This window comes from Streptomyces genisteinicus (assembly GCF_014489615.1).
Classification (GTDB): Bacteria; Actinomycetota; Actinomycetes; order Streptomycetales; family Streptomycetaceae; genus Streptomyces; species Streptomyces genisteinicus.
Map to the genome: position 1 here is coordinate 4557994 of NZ_CP060825.1, position 26508 is coordinate 4584501.

At 73.5% G+C, this 26508-nt stretch carries 26 protein-coding genes; 13 read left to right on the forward strand and 13 right to left on the reverse strand.

The window, feature by feature from the left end; translation table 11 throughout:
• Positions 1–23 precede the first annotated feature (23 nt).
• Positions 24–533 (reverse strand): DUF6879 family protein, encoded by a 510-nt coding sequence (locus IAG43_RS19970; RefSeq protein WP_187742059.1) that lies wholly within the window; start codon positions 531–533, stop codon positions 24–26.
• Positions 534–845: 312 nt separating this feature from the next.
• On the opposite strand from IAG43_RS19970, the gene IAG43_RS34550 reads away from it, so the two are divergent.
• Entirely contained in the window at positions 846–1028 is a 183-nt protein-coding gene (locus IAG43_RS34550) for a hypothetical protein (protein WP_246574448.1), read from the forward strand.
• A gap of 79 nt (positions 1029–1107) precedes the next feature.
• On the opposite strand, the gene msrA is transcribed toward IAG43_RS34550, so the two are convergent.
• Positions 1108–1770: a peptide-methionine (S)-S-oxide reductase MsrA gene (gene msrA, locus IAG43_RS19985; protein ID WP_187742061.1), complete on the reverse strand. Its 663-nt coding sequence runs from the start codon at positions 1768–1770 to the stop codon at positions 1108–1110.
• A 94-nt stretch (positions 1771–1864) separates the two neighbouring features.
• Positions 1865–2968 (reverse strand): hypothetical protein, encoded by a 1104-nt coding sequence (locus IAG43_RS19990; protein ID WP_187742062.1) that lies wholly within the window; start codon positions 2966–2968, stop codon positions 1865–1867.
• A 252-nt stretch (positions 2969–3220) separates the two neighbouring features.
• On the opposite strand from IAG43_RS19990, the gene IAG43_RS19995 reads away from it, so the two are divergent.
• Positions 3221–4378: a cystathionine gamma-synthase gene (locus tag IAG43_RS19995; RefSeq protein WP_187742063.1), complete on the forward strand. Its 1158-nt coding sequence runs from the start codon at positions 3221–3223 to the stop codon at positions 4376–4378.
• A 73-nt stretch (positions 4379–4451) separates the two neighbouring features.
• On the opposite strand, the gene IAG43_RS20000 is transcribed toward IAG43_RS19995, so the two are convergent.
• The 4 genes from IAG43_RS20000 to IAG43_RS20015 form a co-directional block, all read right to left on the reverse strand.
• The gene (locus IAG43_RS20000; RefSeq protein WP_187742064.1) at positions 4452–4643 is read right to left on the reverse strand and encodes a DUF1059 domain-containing protein; all 192 of its coding nucleotides are present in this window, start codon (positions 4641–4643) and stop codon (positions 4452–4454) included.
• Between the two features lie 72 nt (positions 4644–4715).
• Entirely contained in the window at positions 4716–4967 is a 252-nt protein-coding gene (locus IAG43_RS20005) for a hypothetical protein (protein WP_187742065.1), read from the reverse strand.
• Positions 4968–5211: 244 nt separating this feature from the next.
• On the reverse strand, positions 5212–5682 hold the full coding sequence (locus tag IAG43_RS20010) for a sigma factor-like helix-turn-helix DNA-binding protein (protein ID WP_187742066.1): 471 nt from the start codon (positions 5680–5682) through the stop codon (positions 5212–5214).
• A 114-nt stretch (positions 5683–5796) separates the two neighbouring features.
• Positions 5797–6309, reverse strand: coding sequence for a MarR family winged helix-turn-helix transcriptional regulator (locus IAG43_RS20015; protein ID WP_187742067.1), 513 nt, complete (start codon positions 6307–6309; stop codon positions 5797–5799).
• Positions 6310–6461: 152 nt separating this feature from the next.
• Between IAG43_RS20015 and ilvA the strand changes: the two genes are divergently transcribed.
• The 3 genes from ilvA (at position 6462) to IAG43_RS20030 (ending at position 9876) form a co-directional block, all read left to right on the forward strand.
• Complete coding sequence (gene ilvA, locus IAG43_RS20020; RefSeq protein ID WP_187742068.1) at positions 6462–7691, forward strand: threonine ammonia-lyase; 1230 nt, start codon at positions 6462–6464, stop codon at positions 7689–7691.
• A 308-nt stretch (positions 7692–7999) separates the two neighbouring features.
• Positions 8000–9016, forward strand: coding sequence for an ATP-binding cassette domain-containing protein (locus tag IAG43_RS20025; RefSeq protein ID WP_187742069.1), 1017 nt, complete (start codon positions 8000–8002; stop codon positions 9014–9016).
• On the forward strand, positions 9013–9876 hold the full coding sequence (locus IAG43_RS20030) for an ABC transporter permease (protein ID WP_187742070.1): 864 nt from the start codon (positions 9013–9015) through the stop codon (positions 9874–9876). Before IAG43_RS20025 ends, IAG43_RS20030 begins: the two co-directional genes overlap by 4 nt.
• Before the next feature lie 174 nt (positions 9877–10050).
• Here the strand turns inward: IAG43_RS20030 and greA are convergent, their stop codons facing one another.
• Positions 10051–10548: a transcription elongation factor GreA gene (greA, locus tag IAG43_RS20035; RefSeq protein ID WP_187742071.1), complete on the reverse strand. Its 498-nt coding sequence runs from the start codon at positions 10546–10548 to the stop codon at positions 10051–10053.
• 215 nt (positions 10549–10763) lie between these two features.
• Positions 10764–11171, reverse strand: a complete 408-nt coding sequence (locus IAG43_RS20040; protein ID WP_187742072.1) for a DUF4307 domain-containing protein — start codon at positions 11169–11171, stop codon at positions 10764–10766.
• A 97-nt stretch (positions 11172–11268) separates the two neighbouring features.
• Between IAG43_RS20040 and mca the strand changes: the two genes are divergently transcribed.
• Both mca and IAG43_RS20050 read left to right on the forward strand, forming a co-directional pair.
• Positions 11269–12150 carry a mycothiol conjugate amidase Mca gene (gene mca / locus IAG43_RS20045; protein WP_187742073.1) on the forward strand — a complete coding sequence of 294 codons (882 nt, stop codon included), beginning with the start codon at positions 11269–11271 and terminating at the stop codon, positions 12148–12150.
• Complete coding sequence (locus IAG43_RS20050; RefSeq protein ID WP_187742074.1) at positions 12143–12385, forward strand: hypothetical protein; 243 nt, start codon at positions 12143–12145, stop codon at positions 12383–12385. The genes mca and IAG43_RS20050 overlap by 8 nt, the downstream gene beginning before the upstream one ends.
• 161 nt (positions 12386–12546) lie before the next feature.
• Here the strand turns inward: IAG43_RS20050 and IAG43_RS20055 are convergent, their stop codons facing one another.
• Positions 12547–13200, reverse strand: a complete 654-nt coding sequence (locus tag IAG43_RS20055) for a hypothetical protein (protein WP_187742075.1) — start codon at positions 13198–13200, stop codon at positions 12547–12549.
• Positions 13201–13510: 310 nt separating this feature from the next.
• On the opposite strand from IAG43_RS20055, the gene IAG43_RS20060 reads away from it, so the two are divergent.
• The gene (locus tag IAG43_RS20060) at positions 13511–14227 is read left to right on the forward strand and encodes a TetR/AcrR family transcriptional regulator (RefSeq protein ID WP_187742076.1); all 717 of its coding nucleotides are present in this window, start codon (positions 13511–13513) and stop codon (positions 14225–14227) included.
• A 195-nt stretch (positions 14228–14422) separates the two neighbouring features.
• Here IAG43_RS20060 and IAG43_RS20065 read toward each other — a convergent pair whose 3' ends face one another.
• Positions 14423–17626 carry a tetratricopeptide repeat protein gene (locus tag IAG43_RS20065; RefSeq protein WP_187742077.1) on the reverse strand — a complete coding sequence of 1068 codons (3204 nt, stop codon included), beginning with the start codon at positions 17624–17626 and terminating at the stop codon, positions 14423–14425.
• A 612-nt stretch (positions 17627–18238) separates the two neighbouring features.
• On the opposite strand from IAG43_RS20065, the gene IAG43_RS20070 reads away from it, so the two are divergent.
• Positions 18239–18949 (forward strand): DUF2470 domain-containing protein, encoded by a 711-nt coding sequence (locus tag IAG43_RS20070; protein WP_187742078.1) that lies wholly within the window; start codon positions 18239–18241, stop codon positions 18947–18949.
• Between the two features lie 359 nt (positions 18950–19308).
• On the opposite strand, the gene IAG43_RS20075 is transcribed toward IAG43_RS20070, so the two are convergent.
• Positions 19309–19722 carry a PIN domain nuclease gene (locus IAG43_RS20075; RefSeq protein ID WP_187742079.1) on the reverse strand — a complete coding sequence of 138 codons (414 nt, stop codon included), beginning with the start codon at positions 19720–19722 and terminating at the stop codon, positions 19309–19311.
• The gene (locus IAG43_RS20080) at positions 19719–19967 is read right to left on the reverse strand and encodes a type II toxin-antitoxin system VapB family antitoxin (RefSeq protein ID WP_187742080.1); all 249 of its coding nucleotides are present in this window, start codon (positions 19965–19967) and stop codon (positions 19719–19721) included. The genes IAG43_RS20075 and IAG43_RS20080 overlap by 4 nt, the downstream gene beginning before the upstream one ends.
• 153 nt (positions 19968–20120) lie before the next feature.
• Between IAG43_RS20080 and IAG43_RS20085 the strand changes: the two genes are divergently transcribed.
• The 4 genes from IAG43_RS20085 (at position 20121) to IAG43_RS20100 (ending at position 26468) form a co-directional block, all read left to right on the forward strand.
• Positions 20121–22139, forward strand: a complete 2019-nt coding sequence (locus IAG43_RS20085; protein WP_187742081.1) for a thioredoxin domain-containing protein — start codon at positions 20121–20123, stop codon at positions 22137–22139.
• A 176-nt stretch (positions 22140–22315) separates the two neighbouring features.
• Complete coding sequence (locus IAG43_RS20090) at positions 22316–23587, forward strand: glycosyltransferase (RefSeq protein WP_246574451.1); 1272 nt, start codon at positions 22316–22318, stop codon at positions 23585–23587.
• Positions 23584–25260, forward strand: coding sequence for an ArnT family glycosyltransferase (locus IAG43_RS20095; RefSeq protein WP_187742082.1), 1677 nt, complete (start codon positions 23584–23586; stop codon positions 25258–25260). Before IAG43_RS20090 ends, IAG43_RS20095 begins: the two co-directional genes overlap by 4 nt.
• Positions 25257–26468 (forward strand): glycosyltransferase, encoded by a 1212-nt coding sequence (locus tag IAG43_RS20100; RefSeq protein ID WP_187742083.1) that lies wholly within the window; start codon positions 25257–25259, stop codon positions 26466–26468. The genes IAG43_RS20095 and IAG43_RS20100 overlap by 4 nt, the downstream gene beginning before the upstream one ends.
• The last annotated feature ends 40 nt before the right edge of the window (positions 26469–26508 follow it).

The following is a 26508-nucleotide window of genomic DNA, read 5'->3' on the forward strand; positions in this document are numbered from 1 at the left end:
GGCCCTCCCGATCGAGTCGGCGGTCAGCGGTGCCGCTCCCGGTAGTCCGCGAACGGCACAGCTTCGGCCAAGGCGCGGTCTCGGTAGCCCTGGTACTCGGCAAGACAGCGGGCAGGAAGCGGTTCGGCGCCGGTGAACGCACCTTCTGGCGTGTAGTGCATCCGGTACACGTCCCGGTCGTCGAACAACCAGAAGTCGTGATCGGGCAGGCCGGTCACGGTCCGGTCCGACAGGTCGATGATTCCGATGGTCTCGCCGGCCGCGATGTTGCCCGGATAGGCGGCCAGCTCGTACCGCAGGTAGTCGGTCAGCGGAGACCGGAGCACGTGGACGCGTGAGACCTGCTTGCCCTCGTCGGTCATCGACCGTACCCATGGGTTGTCGTCCCAGGCGGGGCCCATGTCCCCGCCTGCCAGGAAGTGTTCGAACTCCTCGCGCTCCTCCTCCACGCTGTAGACGGCGAGCGTCTCCAGGCGGAAGGCGGTCCGCTCGAAGCTCCCGAAGAGACGGCCGAACTCCTCACCGCCCAGCACGGAAGTACTCCTCCAGCACCGCGGCCGGGACCACGACGGCGCTCTCCCCCTCGGGCAGATCGAGCTGCGCCAGCCGCTCGGGGTCAGTGATGACGTAGCCCTGCACGACGTAGTCCTCGGCGTCCTCGGTACCCCACAGCGTCGGGCATGTTCCGTTCCTGCAATCCGGGTCACCGGACAGCTTCCGCAGCATTCCTGTCCCCACATGTCGGCATACGCTTGTCGTTCCCGATGCTCCCGAGCTGGTCCTGGTGGGGTCAAGTACGGATCCTTTCCAGAACGGGAAAGCGCCCCTCACGGTGGGAATCGGGAATGCGCCGGGATGCGCGCGGCCGTTGCGTCAGCAGCGGGACCGCGCTCCGTACGTGCCGCATCCGGATCCGCTCGTGCACCGTCCGCTGCTCCCACGGCTACACCGGCCCGATCGACGGCGCGATGGGCCCCCACTCCTGGCGCGGTTTCGCCCGCTTCCTCAACCAGGACCGCTGGGACTGACACACACCACAGCCCGGGAAACCGCGAACGGCTTCCCGGGCTGTGGTCGGCGCGACGGCTCCGGCGGGCGCCGGACGGCTCAGCCGTCCGCCGTCGCGACGCCGATCGGGCAGCTCACGCCCGTGCCGCCGATGCCGCAGTAGCCGGCCGGGTTCTTGTCGAGATACTGCTGGTGGTACGCCTCGGCCGGGTAGAAGGGGCGGCCCTCGGCCGGCAGGATCTCCGTGGTGACGGTGCCGTGGCCGGAGCCGGTGAGCACCCGCTGGTAGACGGCGCGGGAGGACTCCGCCGCCGCGGCCTGGGCCGGGGAGTGGGTGTGGATCGCGGAGCGGTACTGGGTGCCGACGTCGTTGCCCTGGCGGAAGCCCTGGGTCGGGTCGTGCGACTCCCAGAAGAGCTTCAGCAGCTGCTCGTACGTGACCTGGTCGGGGTCGAAGACGACGCGGACGGCCTCGGTGTGCCCGGTCAGGCCGGAGCACGCCTCCTCGTACGTCGGGTTCTCCGTGTGACCGCCCTGGTAGCCGACGAGCGTCGTCCAGACGCCCGGGGTCTGCCAGAACTTCCGCTCCGCGCCCCAGAAGCAGCCCAGCGCGAAGTCGGCGACCTCCAGGCCCGCCGGGTACGGGCCCAGCAGCGGGTTGCCCAGGACGGTGTGCCGGTCCGGGACGGTGAAGGTCGGCTCCGGGCGGCCCTTCAGGGCCTGCTCCGGGGTGGGCAGGACGGGGGTGCGGCCGAAGAGCATGGTGCGTTCTCCTTCACGGGTGGGGGCTGTCGGTGTCAACGTTCCCGAGCCCCCGGTCATTCCGCGTCCCGTCGGCGCGGGCCGGGCCGGCGGCTCAGCGCGGCAGCGTCGCCGGGTTGCCGCCGTTCGCCTCGTATCCGGCGACGGCCAGGGCCCGGTAGACGGCGTACTCGGCGGCCGGGTCGCTGCTGTGCGTCCAGGGCAGGGCGCCCACGTGGCCGTCGACGTGGACGAGCTGGTTCATGGCCTCGGCCCAGCGCTCGGAGCGGACCAGGAACAGGACGAGCAGGTGGCGTACGTGCGCGAGCATCGGGTCGTCGGCGCGGGCGGAGTGCACCGCGTACAGGGCGCCCTCCAGGGCCTTGGTGACGACGGCGCTCTGGTAGAAGCTGCCCACCAGGTTGACCTCGGGCAGGTGCTCGTAGACCGCGAAGAGGGGCAGCGCGGCGAGCAGTGAGCCGCGGGGGGCGCGGGCGGCCGCGGTGGTGGCGAAGTGGTCGGCGTCGTCGCGGGAGCCGTGCCACTTCTCGCAGAGGTGGTGGAGGGCGGCGAGGTGGGCGCCCATGTGGTCGGGGGCGCGGTCGATGACCTTGGCCCAGAGCTGGTCGAACTGCTCGTGGGAGTCGCCCAGCCCGCGGGCGACCGCCAGGTCGGTGATGTACGGAACGGGGTCGCCGGGGGCGAGCAGCGCGGCTTCGGAGCAGACGGCGCGGGCCTCCTCCAGGATGATGCGGAACTCGTCGGTGCCGGCGGCTGCGGTGCGCCAGGCCTGCTGGACGAGGAACTCGGCGTGCACCTGGGCGCCGCCGGCGTCCTTGGGGGACTCCGAGCGCCAGGTCCGCAGCCAGGCGCCGCCGGTGCCGGGCTGCTGGGCGAGTTCGAGGGAGGCGGCGCCGGCGAAGGCCTGGACGCGCTGCCAGCGGACCTCGCCCTCCTTGGGGGTGCCGGCGAGGAGCTGGGCGGCGGCGCGCCAGTCCTGGGTGCGCTGGACGACGTCGAGGACGTCGAGGAGGTCCTGGTCGGGTCCGGGCAGCCGCACGTCGAGCTGTTCCTGGCGCACGAAGCCGTACGTGTCGGGGTCGGCGGCGTCGGGGGAGCCGGGCGCGGCGAGCCGGATGCCGGCGCGGCGGCGCATCATGACGGGGCCGATGACCGCGGCCAGCATGGCCATGGCGATCAGGAACCAGAGAATCTCCATGGCTCCATTGTCCCGGACGCGGTGACCGCCCGGCCGGGGCGGGTTCGGGGCTCTCCGGGCGGCTTCGCGCCGCTCGCCGCAGGTGCCGGTCAGGGGCTCTCCGGGCGGCTTCGCGCCGCTGCTCGCAGGTGCCGGTCAGGGGGGTCGTGCGGACCGGGGCGGCCGTCCCGGGCGGCGCGCGGGTCGCCCGGACGCGGGGGCGGGCGGGTTCCCGGCCGCGGGGGCCTTCCGTCGGGGCTACGCTCGGGCCTCATGAGCGACGACCACAGCAGCTTGCACAGCTTCGAGACCCGCGCCATCCACGCGGGCAACACCGCCGACCCGCTGACCGGGGCCGTGGTGCCCCCGATCTACCAGGTGTCCACCTACAAGCAGGACGGGGTGGGCGGTCTGCGGGGCGGTTACGAGTACAGCCGCAGCGCGAACCCGACGCGCACCGCGCTGGAGGAGAACCTCGCCGCGATCGAGGGGGGCCGCCGCGGGCTGGCGTTCGCCTCGGGTCTGGCGGCGGAGGACGCGCTGCTGCGGACGGTGCTGCACCCGGGTGCGCACGTGGTGATCCCGAACGACGCCTACGGCGGCACGTTCCGGCTGTTCGCCAAGGTCGTGCAGCGCTGGGGCGTGGACTTCTCCGTCGCCGACACCTCGGACCCGGCGGCGGTGCGCGCGGCGGTCAACGACCGCACCAAGGTGATCTGGGTCGAGACGCCGTCGAATCCGCTGCTGGGGATCACGGACATCGCGGCGGTCGCGGGCGTGGCGCGTTCGGCGGGCGCGAAGCTGGTCGTGGACAACACGTTCGCGAGCCCGTACCTGCAGCAGCCGATCTCGCTCGGTGCGGACGTGGTGGTGCACTCGCTGACGAAGTACATGGGCGGGCACTCGGACGTCGTCGGGGGTGCGCTGATCGCCGCGGACGCGGAGCTGGGCGAGGAACTGGCGTACCACCAGAACGCGATGGGCGCGGTGGCCGGTCCGTTCGACGCGTGGCTGGTGCTGCGCGGCATCAAGACGCTGCCGGTGCGGATGGACCGGCACAGCGAGAACGCGGAGCGGGTGGCGGAGATGCTGACCCGGCACCCGAAGGTGACGCAGGTGCTGTACCCGGGTCTGCCGGAGCACCCGGGGCACGAGGTGGCGGCGAAGCAGATGAAGTCCTTCGGCGGGATGGTGTCGTTCCGGGTGGCGGGCGGCGAGGAGGCGGCGGTCGCGGTGTGCGACCGGGCGAAGCTGTTCACGCTGGGTGAGTCGCTGGGCGGCGTGGAGTCGCTGATCGAGCACCCGGGGCGGATGACGCACGCGTCGGTGGCCGGTTCGGCGCTGGAGGTGCCGGGGGACCTGGTGCGGCTGTCGGTGGGCATCGAGGCCGTCGACGATCTGCTGGCGGACCTGAAGCAGGCGCTGGGCTGAGCCGCCCCGCCGTACCGCGGGCCCCGGCCGTCGTCACGACGACGGCCGGGGCCCGCGGCCGTGCCGGGCCGCCTCAGGCGGGTACCTTCTCGTCCTCCAGGGATTCGCGGATCATCCGGCGCAGCTCGGGACCGTCGGCGTGCTCGTGGACGGAGACGGCGTGCTCCGCGGCGGCCCGTACGACTTCGTCCTCCTCGCCGGAGATGGTGAGGGTGCATCCGGAGACGCTGGGGGTGTTGCGGCAGTCGGCGACTTTCCTGGTCATGAGGGCCTCCTCGACGGGTGGTGCGGCCTCATTCCTCCAGGGTAGTCCCGGGCGCCGGGCGGCTGCCGACGCTCAGAAGCCGACGACGGGCGGGGAGGTCGGCGCCGGGGGAGCGGGCCACGGCTCGGTGAGCAGGGCCCACACGGCGAGTGCGAGCAGCACGGCGAGGAGCAGTCCCCAGCAGGCTCTGCGCAGGGCGCGGTGGCGGCGCAGCAGCCGCCCGCCGCGGGCGGCCGCGCGGGCTCCGAGGTCGGCCGGGACGACGGGGGCGGGGACCTGCATCATCCGGCGGACCTCGCTCTCCTTGCGGTCGGTTCCGCTCACGGCGTGCTCCTCCCTCGCGCGGCGCGATGCGGGCCGGTGCTCCGGGGCCCGGTGGCGGGGGGTGGTGAGGTGCGGTCCGCGGGGCGGGCGGTGTGCGGGGTGGTGTCACGGGGGCGGGTGGTTCCCGGGGCCGCGACGCCGGGGGCCGCGTTGTGCGGCATCGTGGTGTCCGGGCTCGTGGTGTCCGGGGCCGTGGTCCGCCGCCGGGTGCGGGCCGGGCCGTGCCCGGGGCGCCGGCCGCGCGTCACGGTGCCGTCCTCAGCCGATGGCGCGGTGCGGACGGTCCTCCGCGCATCGCGGCGACGGCGCGGGTGCAGGAGGCGCGGACGCGTTCGGCGGGTATGCCGAGCTGGGCCGCCACCTGCTCCTCGGCGACCGAGTCGTACACGCGCAGCACGAGGACGAGGCGTTCCAGCGGGGTGAGGCGGTCGAGGACCCCGCCGGCCGTGCGGTGGTGCCGCCACGCGGTGCGCACGAAGCGGCGGGCCAGGTCCTGCCGGGTGCGGTCGTACGGGTCCTCGCCGCGCAGCCGGTCCCAGTCGGCGTAGGTGCGTGCGAGGGCGGCGGTGAGCAGGCGCTGGGCGGCCGGGTTGGCGTCGGCCGGTTCGGCGGTGAGCAGGGTGGCGACATGGAGCAGCCGTCCGGCCGCGCCCGCCACGAAGGCGTCGAATTCGCGGGCGCGGCGCCGGTCACGGGCCGAGTGCCGTTCGCTCACCCCTTCATATAGGGCCCGGACGGGCGCCGGGGTCAAGGGGTCGGCGGTCCCGGGTGCGTGTGCCCCGGGACCGGTGGCCGCGCCCGCCCGGCGGCCCGTGCCGGGCCGGGTGCCTCAGGAGGCGGGCGGAGCCTGTCCCTCCGCGGCGGTGTGTCCCGCCTGGCGTGCGGAGAGGGCGGTGTTGAAGCGGGTGAGCAGGGTGCAGAACGACTCGCGTTCGCTCTCGGTCCAGCCGTCGGTGACCTGGCGCATCAGCTCGCGGCGCGAGGCGCGGACCTCGTCGAGGCGGGCCTGGCCGCGCGGGGAGAGCTGCAGGACGACGGCGCGTCCGTCGTCGGGGTGCGAGGTGCGCTTGACGAGGCCGGTGTCGACCAGCGGGGCGACCTGACGGGTGACCGTCGAGGAGTCGATGCCCATGCCGGCGGCGAGGGCCTTGACGCCCATCGGCCCTTCCTGGTCGAGCCGGTTGAGCAGGAGGTAGGCGGCGCGGTCCATGGAGTTGCGGACCTGGCCGACGCCGCCGAGCCGCGTCTGCTCCGCGCGCCGTGCGAAGACGGCCACCTGGTGCTGGAGGGCATCGAGGAGGCCGGGACCGAGATCTGTCGTCATGTCCGGTGAGGTGGGCATGGCTGCGGGGGCTCTCTCGTGCGGTGGTCGGTTGGTGGGGGACAGAGTACGCGGCTGTGCCGTGCCGTACAGGCGGGCTGCGCAATCCGGCCTCCGCTGCCCGGGATTCGGACGCCGGCCCGGTGCCGTGGGCGAACTGCGAGACTTGTGACATGAGCTTCCGCCTGCCCCAGGTTCCGCGTCCGGTGATTCTCGACGACGTCCGGGGGGCGCAGAAGATGCTGTCCGGCGTCGCCCGGATGACGCCGATGGAGGGCAGCCGGCATCTGTCCGCGCTGGTGGGTGCGCCGGTCCATCTGAAGTGCGAGAACCTCCAGCGCACCGGGTCGTTCAAGTTGCGCGGCGCCTATGTGCGCATCTCGGGGCTGCGGCCCGAGGAGCGGGCGGCGGGGGTGGTCGCGGCGTCCGCGGGGAACCACGCGCAGGGCGTCGCCCTGGCGTCCGCGCTGCTCGGGGTGCGGTCGACGGTCTTCATGCCGGTGGGTGCGCCGCTGCCGAAGGTCGCCGCGACGCGCGAGTACGGGGCGGACGTGCGGCTGGTCGGGCAGGTGGTGGACGAGACGCTGGAGCGGGCGCAGGAGTTCGCCGAGGAGACCGGCGCGGTCTTCATCCACCCCTTCGACCACCCCGACATCGTGGCGGGGCAGGGCACGCTGGGGCTGGAGATCCTGGAGCAGTGCCCGGAGGTGCGGACGATCCTGGTCGGCATGGGCGGCGGCGGGCTGGCGGCCGGGGTCGCGGTGGCGGTGAAGGCGCTGCGGCCGGACGTGAAGGTGATCGGGGTGCAGGCGTCGGGGGCGGCCGCGTATCCGCCGTCGCTGGCGGCGGGACGCCCGGTGTCGATCCCGTCCCCGCTGACGATGGCGGACGGCATCAAGGTCGGCAGGCCGGGGGACGTCCCGTTCAAAATCGTTGGCGATCTCGTGGACGATGTCCGTACGGTCTCCGAGGACGAACTCTCCAGCGCCCTGCTGCTGTGCCTGGAGCGGGCCAAGCTGGTGGTGGAGCCGGCCGGTGCGAGCACGGTGGCCGCCCTGCTGAGCGATCCGCGGTCCTTCGAGGGGCCGGTGGTCGCGCTGCTGTCCGGCGGCAACGTGGACCCGCTGCTGATGCAGCGGATCCTGAGGCACGGCATGGCGGCGGCGGGCAGGTACCTCTCGCTGCGCCTGCGGCTGACGGACCGGCCGGGTGCGCTGGCGGCGCTGCTGGCCGCGTTGTCAGTGGCGGATGCCAATGTTCTGGACGTGAGCCATGTCCGGACGGACCCGCGCCTCGGGCTCACGGAGGCGGAGGTGGAACTGCAGCTGGAGACGAAGGGCCCGGAGCACTGCGACGAGGTCGCCGCGGCGCTGCGGGACGCCGGTTACACGGTCCTGGACTGAATCCGGGCCGACCGGGACCGATCCCGGCCGGTCCTGGCCTGATCCGGGCCGGTCGCCGGCGGGCGCCGGTGCACGGTCCGCCGCCCCCGCTCCCGCCCCGGCGGGACGGTACGGGCGGGGCCGTCGGTGCGGGTGCGACACGGCTCGCGCGGAACGGCCCGAACCGCTTGAGTAACGCGATACATCGCGTTATGGTTCGGACCTGCCGGGCGTGGCCCCCGGTTTCGCGATCCCGGGGGCGCCGATTCACCCGCTTATCTACTCTTTCGCGTACGCGATCCATCCTCTGTCCCCTTGGGAGACCCCCTATGCCAGGCGCCATCCACGCCGAAGGTCTGGTGAAGACGTTCGGTGACGTCAGGGCTCTGGACGGCGTCGATCTCGACGTCCCCGAAGGCACGGTCCTCGGACTTCTCGGCCCCAACGGCGCCGGCAAGACCACCACCGTGCGTGTGCTGACCACCCTGCTCCAGCCGGACAGCGGCTCGGCGTCCGTCGCCGGCATCGATGTCCTCAAGCACCCCAACGAGGTGCGCAGGTCCATCGGCCTGTCCGGCCAGTTCGCCGCCGTCGACGAATATCTGACGGGCCGTGAGAACCTGCAGATGGTCGGCCAGCTCTACCAGATGTCCTCCCGCGACGCGAAGGCCCGCGCGGTCCAGCTGCTGGAGCGGTTCAACCTCGCCGACGCCGCAGACCGCCCCGCCAAGACCTACTCCGGCGGCATGCGCCGCCGGCTCGACCTCGCCGCCGCGCTGGTGGTCTCTCCGCCGGTCATGTTCATGGACGAACCGACCACCGGGCTCGACCCGCGCAACCGCCAGCAGCTGTGGGAGGTCATCCAGGAACTCGTGAGGGGCGGCACGACGCTGCTGCTCACCACCCAGTACCTGGAGGAGGCCGACCACCTCGCCGACGACATCTGCGTCGTCGACCACGGCAAGGTCATCGCCCGCGGCACCTCCGACCAGCTCAAGGCCCGCACCGGCGGCGAGCGCGTCGAGGTCGTGGTGCACGAGCGGGAGCGGATCACGGCCGCCCGCGAGGTGCTGGCCGGCTACGGCAAGGGCGAGGTCGCCGTCGCCGAGCACACCCGCAAGCTCACGGTCCCGGTCACCGGCGGCGCCAAGCTGCTCGCCGAGGTCATCCGCGACCTCGACGCCCGGGGCGTGGAGATCGACGACATCGGCCTGCGCCGTCCCACCCTCGACGACGTGTTCATCTCCCTCACCGGGCATGCGGCCGAGACCGCGCCGGAGGAAGCGGACGCGGACGCCGAGGACGCGGGGCGCGGCGGGAAGTCCCGGAAGGAGAGCGCGAAGTGAGCAGTACCGCAGAGGCGGTCAAGATCGTCGCCCCCAGGCCGCGCGGCGGCATCGTGCAGTCGGTGAACGACTCGCTCGTGGTGGCGCGCAGGAACCTGATCCGCATGACCAGGATTCCGGAGATGATCCTTTTCGGGATCATCCAGCCGGTGATGTTCGTGGTGCTCTTCACGTACGTCTTCGGCGGCTCGATCGCCATTCCGGGCGCGGGCGTCAGCGCGGGCGCGTACAAGGAATTCCTGATGGCGGGCATCTTCGCGCAGACCGTCACGTTCGCGACCGCCGGCGCGGGCGCCGGCATCGCGGACGACATGCACAAGGGCCTGATCGACCGGTTCCGCTCGCTGCCCATGGCGCGCGGGGCCGTGCTGACCGGTCGCACGCTGGCGGACCTCGTCCAGACGGCGATCACCCTCGCGGTGCTCGCGGTCGTCGCCCTCCTCGTGGGCTGGCGCACCCACGAGGGCATCGGCAGCGTGCTCGCGGGCTTCGGGCTGCTCCTGCTGCTCGGCTACGCCTTCACCTGGATCGGCGCGCTGATCGGCCTCTCGGTGCGCACTCCGGAGGCGGCCACGTCGGGCGGTCTGATCTGGCTGTTCCCGCTGACGTTCATCTCCAACGCGTTCGTGCCCGTCAACGGCATGCCGACGTTCCTGCAGCACGTCGCCGAGTGGAACCCCTTCAGCGCCACCGTCGCCGCGGCCCGCGAACTCTTCGGCAACACGATCCCCGGAGTGCCGCAGTCCGTGACCGGGGCCTGGCCGATGGAGCACCCCGTCCTGGCGTCGCTGATCTGGTCCGCCCTGATCATCGTGGTGTTCCGCACGCTGGCGGTGCGCAAGTACCGCCGGGCCGCGTGACGCCGCCGCACAGCCGTATCCGGGCCGGATCGGCCTGAGGGCGGCCGGGCCGGGGCTCCGGGCGCATCCGCCCGGAGCCCCGGCCAGGGCGGGTGACGCCGGGCAGGACACCACCGAGCCCCCGGGCGCGGCCGCGAAGGCCGCTCCGGGGGCTCGGTGACGTCGTGGGAGCCGTCAGGCGGCGTACGGCTTGGCCGCGAGGATCCGCACCATGGCGCGGTTGCCGTTCGGCAGCTCGTACTCGGCGTCGTCGCCGACCTTCTTGCCGTTGACGCCGACACCGAGCGGGGACTGCGGCGAGTACGTCTCGATGTCCGCGCTCGCGTACTCGCGGGACGCCATCAGGAAGGTCAGGGTGTCGTCCTCGTCGCCGTCGAAGGCGATCGTCACGACCATGCCGGGCTCGACGATGCCGTCGTCCGCGGGGGCCTCGCCGACCTTCGCGCTGTCGAGGAGCTGGGTCAGCTGGCGCACACGGAGCTCCTGCTTGCCCTGCTCCTCCTTGGCCGCGTGGTACCCGCCGTTCTCCCGCAGGTCGCCCTCCTCGCGCGCCGCCTCGATCTTCTTGGCGATCTCGGTGCGCGCGGGACCAGACAGGTACTCCAGCTCGGCCTTGAGCTGGTTGTACGCCTCCTGGGTGAGCCAGGTGACGTTCTCGCTGGTCTGGGTCACAGGTGCTCCTCGTAGGTACTGGGAATACAAAGCAACGCCCTACCCAGAAGGATTGTCCTTCCTGGGTGGGCGAAACCACGAGCCTAACAATTTCGGGGCGAAAGGGGGAGGACATACCTGTCCGGATCAAGGATTCCCCAGGTCAGCCACGATCCCGGCGACCGCGGGGGAGCGGGCGGCGCGCGCGGCGCCCGGCAGTGCCGCCCCGAGCGGGCTCAGACGGCCGTGCAGCCCATCAGCTCGGCGCTGGTGGCCTCGCGGGTGGTGCGGACGGTGACGACCCGGTCGATCCGCTTCGTGCCGGTGTCCTCGAAGCGCGCGTCGAGCCGGCCGACCTCGCCGCCGTCCTCCGCCAGGGCCCGCACGGTGCACGATCCGGTGGCGTCCGCGTCCTTGCGCACCTCCAGGTGCACCTGGACTTCCTTCGAGCCGTCGACGACGTCGAACTTGATGACCTCGGCGCTGATGTCCTGGCCCGCGACGTAGTCGTAGCCGAACCAGCCCACCATGGCGATCATGCCGGTGCCGAGCACGGCCCCGAGGACCTTCAGACGGCGGTCCGCGCGCTCGTCCGCGGAGCGGCCGTAGCGCCCCTGCGGGAGCTCCTCGCGCACAGCAGTCATGATCGATCCCTCCAGGTCCCGGGGACAGGAATTTTCCGCCCCCCGGTTCGGTCACTATAGAGAGCGCACGACGCGACGAATCACTGAGGATCGAGTCTTGACTGAGCAGCTGCGACTGATGGCCGTGCACGCGCACCCCGACGACGAGTCGAGCAAGGGCGCGGCCACGATGGCGAAGTATGTGTCCGAGGGGGTGGACGTGCTGGTCGTGACCTGCACGGGGGGCGAGCGCGGCTCCATCCTCAATCCCAAGCTCCAGGGTGACGCCTCCATCGAGGCCAACATCCACGAGGTCCGCCGCAAGGAGATGGACGAGGCGCGCGAGATCCTGGGCGTCTCCCAGGACTGGCTGGGCTTCGTCGACTCCGGCCTGCCGGAGGGCGACCCGCTGCCCCCGCTGCCCGAGGGCTGCTTCGCCCTGGAGGACATCGACAAGGCGGCCGGCGAGCTGGTGCGCCGGATCCGCGCGTTCCGCCCACAGGTCGTCACCACGTACGACGAGAACGGCGGCTACCCGCACCCCGACCACATCATGACCCACAAGATCACGATGGTGGCCTTCGAGGGCAGCGCGGACACCGAGAAGTTCCCGGAGTCCGAGTACGGCGACGCGTACCAGCCGCAGAAGCTGTACTACAACCAGGGCTTCAACCGCCCGCGCACGGTCGCCCTCCACGAGGCGCTGCTGGAGCGCGGCCTGGAGTCCCCGTACGGGGAGTGGCTGGAGCGCTGGAAGGAGTTCGAGCGCGCCGAGCGGACGCTGACCACCTTCGTGCCGTGCGCGGACTTCTTCGAGACGCGTGACCGGGCGCTGATCGCCCACGCGACGCAGATCGACCCGGACGGCGGCTGGTTCCGGGTGCCGATGGCGGTCCAGAAGGAGGTCTGGCCGACGGAGGAGTACGAGCTCGCCAAGTCGCTCGTCGATACCTCCCTCCCCGAGGACGACCTCTTCGCGGGCATCCGCGACAATGCCTGATATGAGCGCTAGCGCAGACCTCGCAATGACGCACGTCGCCACCCTGGCCAAGGAGCTCGACGAGAACAAGGTCACCCCCGGTGTCCTGGGCTTCCTCGTCTTCGCGGCACTGGCCGTCGGCGTGTGGCTCCTGATGAAGTCCATGAACCGCCACATGGGCCGGGTGAACTTCGAGGAGGAGCCCGAGCCGGAGACCGCCGCCCCCCGGGGGCGTGCGGCGGGCGGCTCCGCCTGACGCGTCCGCACTGCGGTGCGCGGCCGTGCGGCACCCCGGGTCACCGGGTGCCGCACGGCCGCCGCGCGACGCCGGGGCGCTGAGTGCCGCGCGTCACCCGGCCCGGGCGCCCGCACGTGGCCCGGGTGCCTGCAGTTCCGTGTGTGGCCCGGTCCGGGTGCTCACACGTCGACGTCCAGGCCCCAGGTGTCCAGGCCCGAGTGGACGTACGCGGTGCGGTCGCCGGGGGTGTCGCGGCACAGGGCTTCGCCGGTGTAGAGCGCGACGAGCAGGTCCTCTCCCCGCCACCAGGTGTCGGCCAGGCCCTCGACCTCGGGGACGGGGTCGCAGTCGGCCAGCGGGAGGGCGTCGACGCCGTCGCCGGTCACCTTGGTGATCCGCGACGACCACATCCGGGCGTGGTACGCGAGCGCCACGGACTCCACCCAGCCGTCGACCGAGGCGTGCAGCGGCGCCCAGCGCCGCGCGTGGACCCCGAACGAGTCGTCGGGGCCGATCAGGAACGAGAAGTCCACCGACGCCCGCTGCACCCCCGCCCCGAACCACCAGCCGTCGGCGTCCTCCTCCGGCACGTCCGGGTCGAAGTACTTCGGCCCGCCCTCGTAGCGCGGGGAGGGCGGCAGCAGCAGCCCGCCCCACCGCTCCTGGTACGCCGCCGTGCGGTCGATCTGCTCCGCCGGGATCCCGCGCTCCAGCCACCGCGCCCGGTGCTGTCCGACGGGGGTGACGTCCACCCGGACGCCGTGCCCGCCCAGCAGGGAGCGGGCCCGCCGGGACAGCCCCTCGGGGGTGCGGCCGACGAGGTTCAGTTCCATGCGGGGACCCTACGGGCTGCCCGTCCGTGCCGGCCCGGCCGGCACGGGCGAAGCGGTGCCGCACCGGGCGGCGGACTCCGTCGGCTCGCCCCGGGCCGTTCCGCCTCCTCGGGTGTCCCGACCGGGCCGTTCTGGCTCCTCGGGTGTCCGTTCCCGGGACCGTTCCGCCTTCTCCGGCGCCCCGACCGGGAGACGCCCGCCGCCGGGTGGGCGTCCGGCGACGACGCGACGGAGCAGTACCGGCCGCGTGCACGGCGCATTACCCGCCACGTAATCGACGCGATGCGGGATCTCTGACAGGGTCGGGATCATGACCACTTCCGAAACTCCCGATTCCCGCCAGGACGGCCCCGAGGCGGCCGTCTCCCGGCTGAAGGCCGAGGCGGCCCACCGCCTCGCGGCCCGGCACCGGGTCGACCTGGTCCCGGCCGAACTGGCGGCCGCGGCCGGCGTCGACCCGGCCCTGGTCGACGCGCGATTCCCGGACCGGGACGCCCTGTTAACCGATCTTGTGCTGGCCGCCTACCACGCGATGGGCGACGCCGCGGAGCAGGGCGCGGCCGAGGCGGAGAAGTCCGGGGCCGACCTGCTGGGCCGCTGGGTCGCGTGCTGCGAGGGCGTCCGCGCGTGGGCCCTCGCCCGCCCCGAGGAGTACGTGCTGATCTGGGGCCGCCCGGTGCCCGGTTACGACGCCCCGCCGGAGACGATGGCCGCGGGCGCCCGCACGGTACTGGTCCTGCTCGGCCTGGTCCGGGAGGCGTTGGAGGCCGGCGAACTCGCCGTGGACCATGTGCCCGCGCCCGAGCTGTCCGAGGGCATGGCCCGCACCATCGAGCCGCTGGCCCAGGGGATGCTCAACGGCCTGCCCACCCCGGTCATCACCCGCATGCTGATCGTCTGGACCCAGCTGCACGGCATGGTCGGCTTCGAGGTCAACGGCCACATCGCGGGTGTCGCCGCCGATCCGGCCGCCTTCTTCACCCACGCGGCCACCGCCATGGGCCAGTACATCGGCCTGCCCCACTGACCCCGTGACTCCCGGCAGCGCTTCGCCGGTTCCCCGCCGGGTCCCGACGCGCTGCGGGGGGCCGGCGGCAGCCCGTGAGGGTGCCGGTCCGGCGCCCGCACCGGGGCCCGGCAGAGGGTCCGGCCTGCGCGTCGCCGGGCGGGGTCGTCCCGCCCGGCGACGCGCTGCCGGCCACGCCCGGGGGCGTTGTGGCGGTCACTTCACCGGGACGCCCATCACCTCGCGGGCGTGGCGGCCCGGGACCAGGCCCAGGTCCCACGCCTGCCAGCCGTCCTCCAGGCGGACACCGCGCTCCAGGAGGAGCCGCAGCGCCTCCGCGCAGTCCTCCAGCTTGGGATCGCGCGACGGGTGCCGGGCCGACACGAGGCGCACCAGTTCCTCCTGGGCGACCACCGTGCCGACCTCCGTCCCGCCGGGCGAGGCGTACGGCAGCAGCGTGCAGCGCAGGAAGGCCGCCCAGTCGCCGCCGCGCCGGTCCTCGTACGAGGCGAAGAGCACGGCCGCCTCGTCGCACAGCGCCAGCGCCTGCGCGGCCCGCTTGTTGCCCGCGTCGATCATGGCCAGCTCCAGACATGTCCACGCCTCGCCGTGCGCCACCTTGATCCGCGCGAAGTCGGCACGGGCGTCCACCAGGAGCTGCCGGGCGAAGCCGGAGTTCAGCAGGTTGCCGGTCTGCGCGGCCCGCTGGTCGCGGGTGACCCGTCCCGAGTGGTGGCGCGCGCACGCCAGGCCGTACACGTCCCGCATCCGCGAGAACATCCCGCGGGCCCGCTCCAGTTCCCGGACCGCCTCGTCCCGCCGGCCCTCCTCCTCCAGCGCCTGCCCCAGGTAGTACAGCGTCCACGCCTCGCCGCGGGCGTCCTCGTTCTCCCGGTGCCGGGCCAGCGCCGGCCGCAGCTGCCCGACCGCCTCGGACGGGTCGCCGTCGACCAGCCGGGCCCGCGCGAGCTGGGTGCAGGCCCACGCCTCGCCGCGGGCGTCCCGGGTCCGCCCGTACAGGTCCAGCGCCGCGCGCAGCGCCTCCTCCGCGGCCGGCACGTCGCCCATCCGCAGGCACACCTGACCCAGCTGGAACCGTGTCCACGCCTCGCCGTGCAGCGACTCGCCCTCGCGGTGCAGCCGCAGCGCCGTCTCCAGCAGCCGCAGCGCCTCCGCGAGGTTCGCCCGGTCCCGTTCCACGGCCGCCAGCGCGTGCAGTGACCAGGCCCGGTCTTCGGCCTGTTCCGGCGACGACTGGAGCGAGATCGCCTCGTTCAGCCTGGCCGCCGCCTCCGTCAGATTGCCCTGGTGGTGCAGCGTGATGCCGAGCGAGCACAGCGCCAGCGCCGCGCCCGCGTCGTGCTGCGCCTCGCGGTAGAGACCCACGACCGACGACAGCGTGGTGCGCGCCTTGTCCAGCTCGCCGAGCTGGCGGGCCGCGATACCGGTGCGCCACCGCACCGACCGCTCCAGCAGCCCCTGGTCCACCGCCTGCGTCAGCTCGCTGATCTCGCCCAGGCGGTACAGGTCGCCGCGGAGCAGGCAGTAGTCGCACAACGCGCCGAGCAGCCCCAGCACCGCCTGCTGGTTCACCCCGTCCGCGTGCCGCAGCGCGGAGGTGATGAAGCTGGACTCGTCGTCCAGCCAGCGCAGCGCCGCGTCCAGGGACGGGAAGCCGTGCGCGCCGAAGTTCCCCGCCCGGGTGGACATCTTGCCGTCGACCATGCGGATCACCGCGCCCGCGAGATCCGCGTAGTTCTCGATCAGCCGCTCCTGCGCGGCCGAACGGTCGTCCGCGTCCTCCTCGTCCAGCAGCCGCGCCAGGGCGAACGCCCGCACCGCGTCGTGCAGCCGGTAGCGGCTCGCCCGCACCCGCTCGACGAGACCGGCGTCCGCCAGGACGGTGAGCAGCCGCTGCGCCTCCTGCTCGTCGGCCCCCAGCAGCGCCGCCGCGGCGGCCGCGCCGAGCGAGGCGCGCCCCGCGAGGGCGAGCCGGCGCAGCAGCCGCCGCGCCTGGTCCGCCTGGTCCGTGTAGCGCAGCCACAGGGAGCGCTCCACCGGCTCCACCGGCCCGTAGGCCGCGAGGTCGGCCGCGAGGCGGCCGGCGCCGCGCTCCGCGAGCGAGGACCCGGCGATCCGCAGGGCGAGCGGCAGTCCGCCGCACAACTCCCGCACCCGGTCCGACGACTGGGCGTCGTACGGCGCCGTCTGCGCGCCCGCGGCGCCCGCCGTCTCGCGCAGCAGCTCCTCGGCGCCGGCCGCGTCGAGCGCCTCGACCGGCAGTTCGTGGACCCAGGCGGGGAGGTCGGCGGGCAGCGCGACCGGGCGGCGTGCCGTGACCAGCACCAGGGAGTCGGACCGCTCCGGCAGCAGGGTGCGCACCTGCTCCGGGTCGGCGGCGTCGTCCAGCACGACGGTGACCGGCAGACCGGTCAGGTGCTGGTGGTACAGCTCGCCGAGACGCCGCACCTGCTGCTCGGGCGACGACCGTTCCCGGAACAGCAGCTGTTCACGCGGTGCGCCGAGCCGGTTCAGCAGGTGCAGCAGCGCGTCCCGGGTGGACAGCGGGCGCCCGCTCTCGCCCCGCAGGTCCACCACGCACGCGCCCCGGAACTGGTCCTTCAGATGGTGCGCGGCCCGCACCGCCAGGGTGGTGCGCCCCGAGCCGGGGTCCCCGTGCAGGACCACGAGCGTGGGCTTGGTCTCCGTCGACGCGCGGGCCGCGTGCACCCACTGCGCGATCCGCGTCAGGTGCTCCCGGCGGCCGGTGAACGGCCCCTGCGGCTCCGGCAGATGGCCGAACGACTGCTCCAGCACCGACCGGCGGCGGGCGGCCGCGCTGCGGTCCGCGCCGCGCAGCCGCGGCGCGGGCGCCGTCTTCTTCGCGGGCCGGGCCGCCGAGGACAGCATCCGCTGCTGGTCCAGGTACGGCCGGATGCCCCGCACCTCCAGCGCGGTGAGCCACTGGAGCCGCAACTGCTCGGGCCCGCCCGGCTGTCCGGCGGCCGCCGCCCGCCGGTGGGCGGCCGGCCAGTGGGAGGCCGTCACCTTCGCCACCGTGGTCGCGGCCCCCGCGACCGCGACCACGGCGCCCGCGCCGAGGGCGGTGCCGGTGGCCGTGCCGAGTGCCATGTCCGCCCCCACGGCCGCAGCGGCGGCGACCGCGGTCACCAGGGCGGGGGTGCCGACGTGGCGCCGGGAGAACCTCTCGGACAGGGGCAGCGCACCGGCCTCGGCCTCGGCGAGCGCCTGCTCGTAGGCCGCGTACTCCTCGCCCGCGCTCGCGGCCAGGGTGTCCAGCTCCGCACGGGCCCGGGACAGCAGCAGCTGCCCGTCGGTCCGCCCGCCGCTGCGCCGCACTTCTTCCTCCACGGCCCGGCCCAGCAGCCGTTCCGCTTCGGCCCGATGGCTGTCCCGCATCTGCGTCCCCCGTCCCCCGGGAAGAGCCCGGTCCCGTGTGCCCTACCCATCTGTCGCGCCGTCAAGTGTCGTCCTCCGGGGGAGGAAGCGCGAGGGGTTCCGGCACGGACGCGGGGTCGGGGGCGGGGCGCGGCCGGGGCGGGAGCGGGTCGGGACGGCCCGGTCTCCGCCCGCGCCGCCTTGCACGGCGCGGGCCCCGGAGGGCGCCCGCACCGGTCGGCCGCGCCGCCACGAGCGGCGGTCCCCGGCGCCGCGTCCGCCCCCCGGTGCGGCGGCGGTTGCCGCGTGCGCCGGTCGCCCGGACGCGTACGGTGTCGTCCCTGCGCGGCACCGGACCCGGAGGACGTCCCGCCCCGCCCCGGGGCGGGACGTGGGTGACGCCGTGGGCGGCCGGCCCGGCCGCGGGCCGGGCGGCGGCTCCGTGCGTGCCCGCCTCCGGTCCGCGGGCCGGGCGGCGGTGAGCCGCCCCGGCGGGGCGCCCGCTCCGCCGGGCCCCGCCGTGCCCGGGGTCCGTCGCCGGCTTCGCGGGCGAGGGGGACACGATCGGGGGATGTTCCCACCCACGGCCTTCGAGTTAGGTTAGGCTTGCCTTGCTGACTCCAGGGGGTCCCCATGCGTCATCGTCCTGCCCGCGCCGCCGTGCCCGCGCCCACCGCCGCGGAGCGCGTGCGCGCCGTCCTCGCCACCGCCCACTCGCTGACGGTCGTCAGCGAGGGCGTCCGCACCGATGTGCACGGCCTGGACGGGGCGGAGGCGCTCGGGCACTTCCACCTCCACGACCCCGACGAGCCCATCGGCCCGCCCGGGACCGGGCGCGTCCCCGTGCGGCTGGAGCTCACGGACGTCAGTCCCGCCCCGGTGCGCGACCGGATGCGGGCGCGGGTGACCCTGACGGGGCTGCTCGCGGGCCCGTTCGACCCCGCGTCGCGGGAGAGTACCTGCCTGGAGTTCGGGCAGGCCGTCCTGGAGGAGGACGGCCTGCGCCGCTACGTCACCCTGGCCGAACTCCAGGCGACCCCGCTCGACCCGGTCGCCGCCGGCGAGGCGGGCATCGTCACCCACTGGCTCGACGGTCACGGCGAACTCGCCGCGGTGCTGCTGCGCCTCGTCCGGCCCCGCCCGGCCGCCGGGATCAGGCGGGTCCTCCCGCTCGGCGTCGACCGCCACGGCGTCGTGCTGCGCATGGAGTACGCGCGGGGCCACCGCGACGCCAGGCTGCCCTTCGGCACGCCCGTCGACCGCATCGAGCAGTTCGGCCCCCGGATGCAGGCCCTCCTCGCCGCGGCCCGCCGGGCGGCCCACACCGACCGCCTGCCCATCTGAGAGGGCGTCAGGCGCGGTCCCGGCCGGGGCCGCACCGCGCAGGGGGACGGCCGCGAAGGCCCCGCCCCCACGTGAGCCGGCATCCGGCGACGTACGGTCCCACGTCGCCGGATGCCCACCTTCCGGACGCCGCCTCCGACGCCGGGCGCGGGGGTTGCGGAGGCGGCAACGCGCCCGCCGCGTCCCGCAGGCGCTGCTGCGTCCCGCGGGGAGGCGGCGCGATGTCCGCCGGCGGTTACTCGAACGCCTGCTGCAGGCTGCGGCCTTGCGGAGGACGACGAGGTCTGCGTGACGACCCGGCAGGGCCGCGACGGCCGGCAAAGGGGCGGCGGCCACCCCGTCGACGTGCTCGCGGAGGTCTACGGACGAGAGCCGTCTGTGAGCATCAGCGTCGGCTGCCCGGTGTGCCGGGCGATCGCCTCGAAGTCGCGGTCGCAGTGCAGCAGGGTGAGTCCCGACAGCTCGGCCACCGCGGCGACGAGCAGGTCGACCGGTCCTGCGCTGCGGTGCTCGCCGTGGTCGACGAGCGTCTGCTGGACCTGAAGGGATCGCCGGAACGCGGCGTCCGGGACCGGGGCGAAGGCGTAGAACCCGCTCAGGTACTGCTGCATCTGCTTGTGGTGCACGGACGACCGCGCCGAGCGCAGGACCTCCATCTCGGTGATCTCGCACATGCCGACCAGCCCGGAGTCCAGCGCTTCTCCCCACCCCCAGGCGTCCGCGCCGTCCCGCAGGAAGCGTGCCACCGCCGAGGTGTCGGCCAGATATCTCACGCGGCGCGGCCCCGGTCGGGGTCGGCGGTCGGGGCTTCGCGGTAGGCGCCCTTGTCCATCAGGGCGCCGAGGTCCAGGGCCTCGGCAGCAAGGCGTTCCGCCGCGATGCGTGCCTCGTGGCGCCTGACCCGGTCGCTCACCTCGCGCAACGCGCGATTGACAGTGTCCTTCTTCGTCTTGGTGCCGAAGGCCTCCTGCGCCACGGCCAGGGCATCCTCGTCGATCTCGATGAGTGTCTTGGTCATGAGACCTCCTGTCGTATATACAAAATCTAACACGGATATCCACGGGGAGGCAGGCCGTCCGCGCTTCGGTGCCCTTGCCCGTCCCACCTGCCCCTTTCCGCCCCGCCCCGTGGCGCACGGCTCCCGTCGGGAGTGGTGCGCGAGGATGGGGGCATGGCCAACCGACTTGCGCAGGCGACCTCCCCCTACCTCCTCCAGCACGCCGAGAACCCCGTCGACTGGTGGCCGTGGGAGCCCGCGGCGTTCGAGGAGGCGCGGCGGCGGGGGGTGCCGGTGTTCCTCAGCGTCGGGTACAGCAGCTGCCACTGGTGCCATGTCCTCGCGCACGAGAGCTTCGAGGACGCGGAGACGGCCGCGTACATGAACGAGCACTTCGTCAGCGTCAAGGTGGACCGCGAGGAGCGGCCCGACGTCGACGCCGTGTACATGGAGGCCGTGCAGGCGGCCACCGGGCAGGGCGGCTGGCCGATGTCGGTGTGGATGACGGCCGACGGGGAGCCGTTCTACTTCGGCACCTACTTCCCGCCCGAGCCCCGCCACGGCATGCCGTCGTTCCGGCAGGTGCTGGAGGGGGTCCACGAGGCGTGGACGGGCCGGCCGGAGGAGGTCGCGGAGGTCGCGCGGAAGATCACCGGGGACCTCGCCTCGCGGTCGCTGGCGCACGGCGGGCAGGGGGTGCCGGGCGAGGAGGAGCTCGCCCAGGCGCTGCTCGGGCTGGTCCGGGAGTACGACGAGAAGCACGGCGGGTTCGGCGGGGCGCCCAAGTTCCCGCCGTCCATGGTGCTGGAGTTCCTGCTGCGGCACCACGCCAGGACCGGCGCCGAGGGGGCGCTGGAGATGGCCGCGCACACGGCGGAGGCGATGGCGCGCGGCGGGATCTGGGACCAGCTCGGCGGCGGCTTCGCGCGCTACTCGGTGGACCGGGAGTTCACCGTGCCCCACTTCGAGAAGATGCTCTACGACAACGCCCTGCTCTGCCGCGTCTACGCCCACCTGTGGCGGGCCACCGGCAGCGGTCTGGCCCGGCGGATCGCGCTGGAGACCGCCGACTTCATGGTGAACGAACTGCGCACCCCCGAGGGCGGTTTCGCCTCCGCGCTCGACGCCGACAGCGACACCGCGGACGGCGGGCACGCCGAGGGCGCCTTCTACGTCTGGACGCCCGGGCAGCTGCGCGAGGTGCTGGGCGAGCAGGACGGCGCGCGGGCGGCGGAGCTGTACGGGGTGACCGAGGAGGGCACCTTCGAGGAGGGCGCCTCGGTGCTGCGGCTCCCGGCCGGGGAGCCGGACGAGGACCTGCGGGCGCGGCTGCTGGCGGCCAGGGAGACGCGGCCGAGGCCGGGGCGGGACGACAAGGTGGTGGCGGCCTGGAACGGGCTGGCGATCGCCGCGCTCGCCGAGACCGGCGCGTACTTCGACCGCCCGGACCTCGTGGAGCGCGCCACGGAGGCCGCCGACCTGCTGGTGCGGCTGCACATGGACTTCGGGGCCGGCGGGGTGCGGCTGCACCGCACGTCGCGGGACGGCAGGGCCGGCACGGGCGCCGGGGTCCTGGAGGACTACGCGGACGTGGCGGAGGGCTTCCTTGCGCTGGCGGCCGTCGGAGGCGAGGGAGTCTGGCTGGAATTCGCCGGGTTCCTGCTGGACATGGTGATCGACCGGTTCACCGGCGACGGCGGCCAGCTCTACGACACCGCGCACGACGCGGAGCGGCTGATCCGGCGCCCCCAGGACCCGACGGACAACGCGGCGCCCTCGGGCTGGTCGGCCGCCGCCGGGGCGCTGCTGTCGTACGCGGCGCACACCGGCTCGCCGGCCCACCGCAGCGCCGCCGAGGGCGCGTTGGGCGTGGTCAAGGCCCTCGGGCCGCGGGCGCCGCGGTTCATCGGCTGGGGGCTCGCGGTCGCGGAGGCGCTGCTGGACGGGCCGCGCGAGGTCGCGGTCGTGGGCGCGCGCGGGGACGCGCGCCGCACGGCGCTCCACCGCGCCGCCCTGCTGGCGACCGCGCCGGGTGCGGTGGTCGCGGTGGGGGAGCCGGACGGGGACGAGTTCCCGCTCCTCGCCGCGCGGCCGCTGCTGGACGGGAGTTCGGCCGCGTACGTCTGCCGTGCGTTCGTGTGCGAGGCTCCGACCACAGACGACACAGAACTTGCCCGAAAACTCACTGACTGAGGTCGAATCGGCGGAATTTAACGGAGGGGCACCGGAACGCAATCCTCCGCCCCTATGGTCCTGAACAACCCGCAGTTGGCGCGCGTACTGGGGAGTGCGTGCGTGGGGGAAGTCGTGCGCGTTCGGAGGCCAAGGGGGGTCCTTGCCCGCGGCGCGCAGGGGGCCAAGGGGGGCTCGTGCTCATATCGGTGATCGTTGTCGCCATCTCCATGGCGCTGTTCTGGATGGCGGCGTTCACGCTCTGGTGGCAGATGCACGCCTGGCGTACGCCCGAGACGCTGGCGTCGACCCGGTTCGACCGGCCGGACGGCGCCACCGGACTGTCGTTCTCGCTGCTCCTGCCCGCCCGCCACGAGCAGGCGGTGCTGGAGCACACCGTCGAGCGACTGCTGGAATCCAGCCACGCGAACTTCGAGATCATCGTCATCGTCGGCCACGACGATCCGGAGACCGCCGCGTGCGCCGAGCGCGCGGCGGCCCGGGATCCGGTCAGGGTCCGGGTGGTGACCGACCACCACGAGAAGAAGAACAAGCCGAAGGCGCTCAACACGGCGCTGCCGTACTGCCGGGGCGACGTGGTCGGGGTCTTCGACGCCGAGGACCAGGTGCATCCGGAGCTCCTCACCCATGTGGACCACGCCTTCACCTCCACCGGCGCGGACGTCGTCCAGGGCGGGGTGCAGCTGATCAACTTCCACTCCAGCTGGTACAGCCTGCGCAACTGCCTGGAGTACTTCTTCTACTTCCGCAGTCGGCTCCACCTGCACGCGCAGAAAGGGTTCATCCCGCTCGGCGGCAACACCGTCTTCGTCCGCACCCGGGTGCTGCGCGAGGCGGACGGCTGGGACCCGGACTGCCTCGCGGAGGACTGCGACCTCGGCGTGCGCCTCTCCTCCGTGGGCAAGAAGGTCGTCGTCGCCTACGACAGCGACATGGTCACCCGCGAGGAGACCCCGGACACCCTGATGAGCCTGCTCAAGCAGCGCACCCGCTGGAACCAGGGCTTCCTCCAGGTCTACCGCAAGAAGGACTGGAAGCAGCTCCCCGGCCGCGGGCAGCGGATGCTCGCCCGCTACACGCTGATGACGCCGTTCCTCCAGGCCTTCTCCGGCGTGATCATCCCGCTCAACGTGGGCATCGCGCTCTTCCTCGACGTGCCGGCCGCGATCGCCATCGTGACGTTCCTGCCGCTGATCACGGCCATGGTCACCTTCGTCTTCGAAGTGGTCGGGCTGCACGACTTCGGGGTCCAGTACGGCCTGCGGGTCCGCTTCGTCCACTACGTGAAGCTGATCGTCGGCGGCCCGTTCTACCAGATGCTGCTCGCCGGAGCCGCCGTGCGCGCGGTCTGGCGTGAGCAGCGGGGCCGCAACGAATGGGAACTGACGAGCCACGTCGGCGCGCACCTCACCGACCTCACCGAGTCCAGAGAGGACGCCCGCCGGTGACCACCACCCTGCCTCCCGTCCCGGAGACCACCGGGACGGGCAGCTCCACCCTGTCCGTGTCCATCCCCGCGCAGCGGACCCGCGGCCCCGTCACGCCGCCGGGATTCGTCCGGCCCGTCGTGCGGTTCCGCCACTCGCGGCCCGACCTGCTGCTCTGCGGCGCCCTGCTCCTCGTCGTCATGGCCGTGCAGGGCTGGAACATCACCCACTTCCCGACGCTGAGCGACGACGAGGGCACCTACCTCGCCCAGGCGTGGGCCGTCCAGCAGGGCGAGGGCCTCGCCCACTACACCTACTGGTACGACCACCCGCCGCTCGGCTGGATCCAGATCGCGTTCCTCACCTGGATACCGTCGCTGATCGCACCCGAGACGATGACCGTCGCCACCATGCGCTTCGCGATGCTCGCGGTCGGCGCGGTGTGCTCCGTGCTCGTGTACGTGCTGGCCCGGCGGCTGTTCCTGCCCCGCTGGGCGGCCGGGCTCGCGATGGCGCTGTTCGGTCTCTCGCCGCTGTCGGTGGTGCTCCAGCGCCAGCTGTTCCTGGACAATCTCGCGGTCATGTGGATGCTGCTGGCCTTCTGCCTCGCCGCGTCCCCGAGCCGTCACCTGTGGCACCACTTCGCCGCCGGACTGGCCGCCGCCGTCTCGGTGCTGACCAAGGAGACGATGCTGCTGGTGCTGCCCGCGCTGCTGGTGACGATGTGGCGCCACAGCCACCGCGACACCCGCAAGTTCGCGGTGACCGGCGCGATCACGGCCTGCGCGCTGATCGGCCTGTCGTACCCGCTGTACGCGATGCTGAAGAGCGAGCTGTTCCCCGGCCCCGGCCATGTGTCGCTGATCGACGGCATCGCGTACCAGATGAGCCGCCCCGGCTCCGGGTTCATCCTCGACGCCGGCTCCGGTTCGCACGGCGTGCTGCGCTCCTGGCTCTACTACGACACCGTCCTCCCGCTCGGCGGACTCGCCGGAGCGGCGCTGCTGCTGCTCACGCTGCGCTGGTCGGTCACCGCCCGCGCGCTGGCCGGGCCGGCGCTGGTGGTCGCCATCCTCGCGGTCGTCGCGATGCGCCCGTCCGGCTACCTCCCGGCCATGTACGTCATCCAGGCGCTGCCCTTCCTCGCCCTGGTGCTGGCGGGCGGCGCGGCGAGCGTCGCGCACGCGGTGCTGCGGCGCCCGGTCCGGCGCACGGCCCTGCCGCGCACGGAGCGCCGGATCCGCACCGGCGTCGCCGCCCTGCTGGCCGCCGCCGCCGTCGCCTTCGTCACGCCGAACTGGTACGAGGGCAACCGCGACGCGCTCACCGTGGACGCCAACGCGCCCTACCGGGCCGCCGCCGCGTGGATGCAGAACGAGGTCGACGACCCCGCGAACACCCGGGTCCTCGTCGACGACGCCCTCTGGCTCGATCTCGTGCACGACGGTTTCACCCCCGGCACCGGGGTCATCTGGTTCTACAAGGCCGACCTCGACCCGGCCGTCACCAGGACCATGCCGCGCGGCTGGCGGGACATCGACTACGTCGTCTCGTCGCCGACCGTGCGCCGTGACGCCGTCGACCTTCCGAACGTCAAGGGAGCCCTGGAGCACTCGACGCCGGTCGCCGTCTTCGGCGAGGGCGAGGACCGTATCGAGATCCGCCGGATCAGCCCCCCAGGAGGCGAGCTGTGACCACTTCCCGCACGGGTGCCGAGGAGCTCGGCGACCCGGAGCTGAGCGCTGCCCAGGTCGCCGAACCGGCCGCCGTCACCGTCGTGATCCCCACCTTCAACGAATCCGCCAACATCCGCGAACTGCTGCGCCGGCTCACCGAGTCGGTGCCCTCCCGGCTGCCGTGCGAGGTGCTCTTCGTCGACGACTCGACCGACGACACACCGGACGTCATCCGCGACGCCGCCCAGGACTGCCCGTTCCCCGTCGGGGTGCTGCACCGCGAGGACCCGGTGGGCGGCCTCGGCGGCGCGGTCGTCGAGGGGATCCGGCGGGCCGGCTCGGACTGGGTCGTCGTCATGGACGCCGACCTCCAGCACCCGCCCGCGCTCGTCCCCGAGCTGGTGGCGGCCGGGGAGAGGTCGTCCGCCGACCTGGTGGTGGCCAGCCGCTACATCCGCGGCGGCAGCCGCGAGGGGCTGGCCGGCGGCTACCGGATCGCGGTCTCCCGGGGCGCCACCTGGCTCACCAAAGGGCTCTTCCCGCGCCGGCTGCACGGCGTCAGCGACCCGATGAGCGGCTTCTTCGCCATCCGGCGCAGCGTCGTGCACGCCGACGCGCTGAAGCCGCTGGGCTACAAGATCCTGCTCGAACTGGCCGTGCGCTGCCGCCCGGAGAGGGTGACGGAGGTGCCGTTCGTCTTCCAGGACCGCTTCGCCGGCGAGTCCAAGTCGACGGCCAGGGAGGGCATGAGGTTCCTGTCGCACCTGGCCGGGCTGCGCACGGCGTCGGCGGCGGCCCGGATGGTGGGCTTCGGCCTCATCGGGCTGACCGGATTCGTACCGAACCTGGTGGCGCTCCACCTGCTCACGGGCGCCGGGATGCACTACCTCCCGGCGGAGATCGTGGCCAACCAGTTCGGCGTGGTGTGGAACTTCCTGCTGATCGAGACGCTGCTCTTCCGCGACCGGCGCCGCCACCGGCACTGGGCGGACCGGTTCGGCCGGTTCGCGCTGCTGGCCAACGCCGACCTGCTGCTGCGCATCCCGCTCATCGCGCTGTTCGTCGCCCAGCTGGGGATGACGGTGCTGCCGGCCACCGCGCTCGCGCTGCTGACCACGTTCGTGATCCGGTTCGCGGCCACGGAGGCGCTGGTCTACCTCCCGGTCCGCGGCCGTGCCCGCGTCCGCGAAGCCGGTCCCGCGCCGGTTGCGGCCGAGGTCCCGTAGCCGGTCCCGCGCCGGTTGCGGCCGACGTTCCGTAGCCGGT

Bases quoted from the DNA above. Each gene is read 5' to 3' on its own strand.
- IAG43_RS34550 (WP_246574448.1), top strand. From the start codon at position 846: ATGCGCCGGGATGCGCGCGGCCGTTGCGTCAGCAGCGGGACCGCGCTC.
- msrA (WP_187742061.1), bottom strand. From the start codon at position 1,770: ATGCTCTTCGGCCGCACCCCCGTCCTGCCCACCCCGGAGCAGGCCCTG.
- IAG43_RS19990 (WP_187742062.1), bottom strand. From the start codon at position 2,968: ATGGAGATTCTCTGGTTCCTGATCGCCATGGCCATGCTGGCCGCGGTC.
- IAG43_RS19995 (WP_187742063.1), top strand. From the start codon at position 3,221: ATGAGCGACGACCACAGCAGCTTGCACAGCTTCGAGACCCGCGCCATC.
- IAG43_RS20000 (WP_187742064.1), bottom strand. From the start codon at position 4,643: ATGACCAGGAAAGTCGCCGACTGCCGCAACACCCCCAGCGTCTCCGGA.
- IAG43_RS20015 (WP_187742067.1), bottom strand. From the start codon at position 6,309: ATGCCCACCTCACCGGACATGACGACAGATCTCGGTCCCGGCCTCCTC.
- ilvA (WP_187742068.1), top strand. From the start codon at position 6,462: ATGAGCTTCCGCCTGCCCCAGGTTCCGCGTCCGGTGATTCTCGACGAC.
- IAG43_RS20025 (WP_187742069.1), top strand. From the start codon at position 8,000: ATGCCAGGCGCCATCCACGCCGAAGGTCTGGTGAAGACGTTCGGTGAC.
- IAG43_RS20040 (WP_187742072.1), bottom strand. From the start codon at position 11,171: ATGACTGCTGTGCGCGAGGAGCTCCCGCAGGGGCGCTACGGCCGCTCC.
- IAG43_RS20050 (WP_187742074.1), top strand. From the start codon at position 12,143: ATGCCTGATATGAGCGCTAGCGCAGACCTCGCAATGACGCACGTCGCC.
- IAG43_RS20055 (WP_187742075.1), bottom strand. From the start codon at position 13,200: ATGGAACTGAACCTCGTCGGCCGCACCCCCGAGGGGCTGTCCCGGCGG.
- IAG43_RS20060 (WP_187742076.1), top strand. From the start codon at position 13,511: ATGACCACTTCCGAAACTCCCGATTCCCGCCAGGACGGCCCCGAGGCG.
- IAG43_RS20065 (WP_187742077.1), bottom strand. From the start codon at position 17,626: ATGCGGGACAGCCATCGGGCCGAAGCGGAACGGCTGCTGGGCCGGGCC.
- IAG43_RS20070 (WP_187742078.1), top strand. From the start codon at position 18,239: ATGCGTCATCGTCCTGCCCGCGCCGCCGTGCCCGCGCCCACCGCCGCG.
- IAG43_RS20080 (WP_187742080.1), bottom strand. From the start codon at position 19,967: ATGACCAAGACACTCATCGAGATCGACGAGGATGCCCTGGCCGTGGCG.
- IAG43_RS20085 (WP_187742081.1), top strand. From the start codon at position 20,121: ATGGCCAACCGACTTGCGCAGGCGACCTCCCCCTACCTCCTCCAGCAC.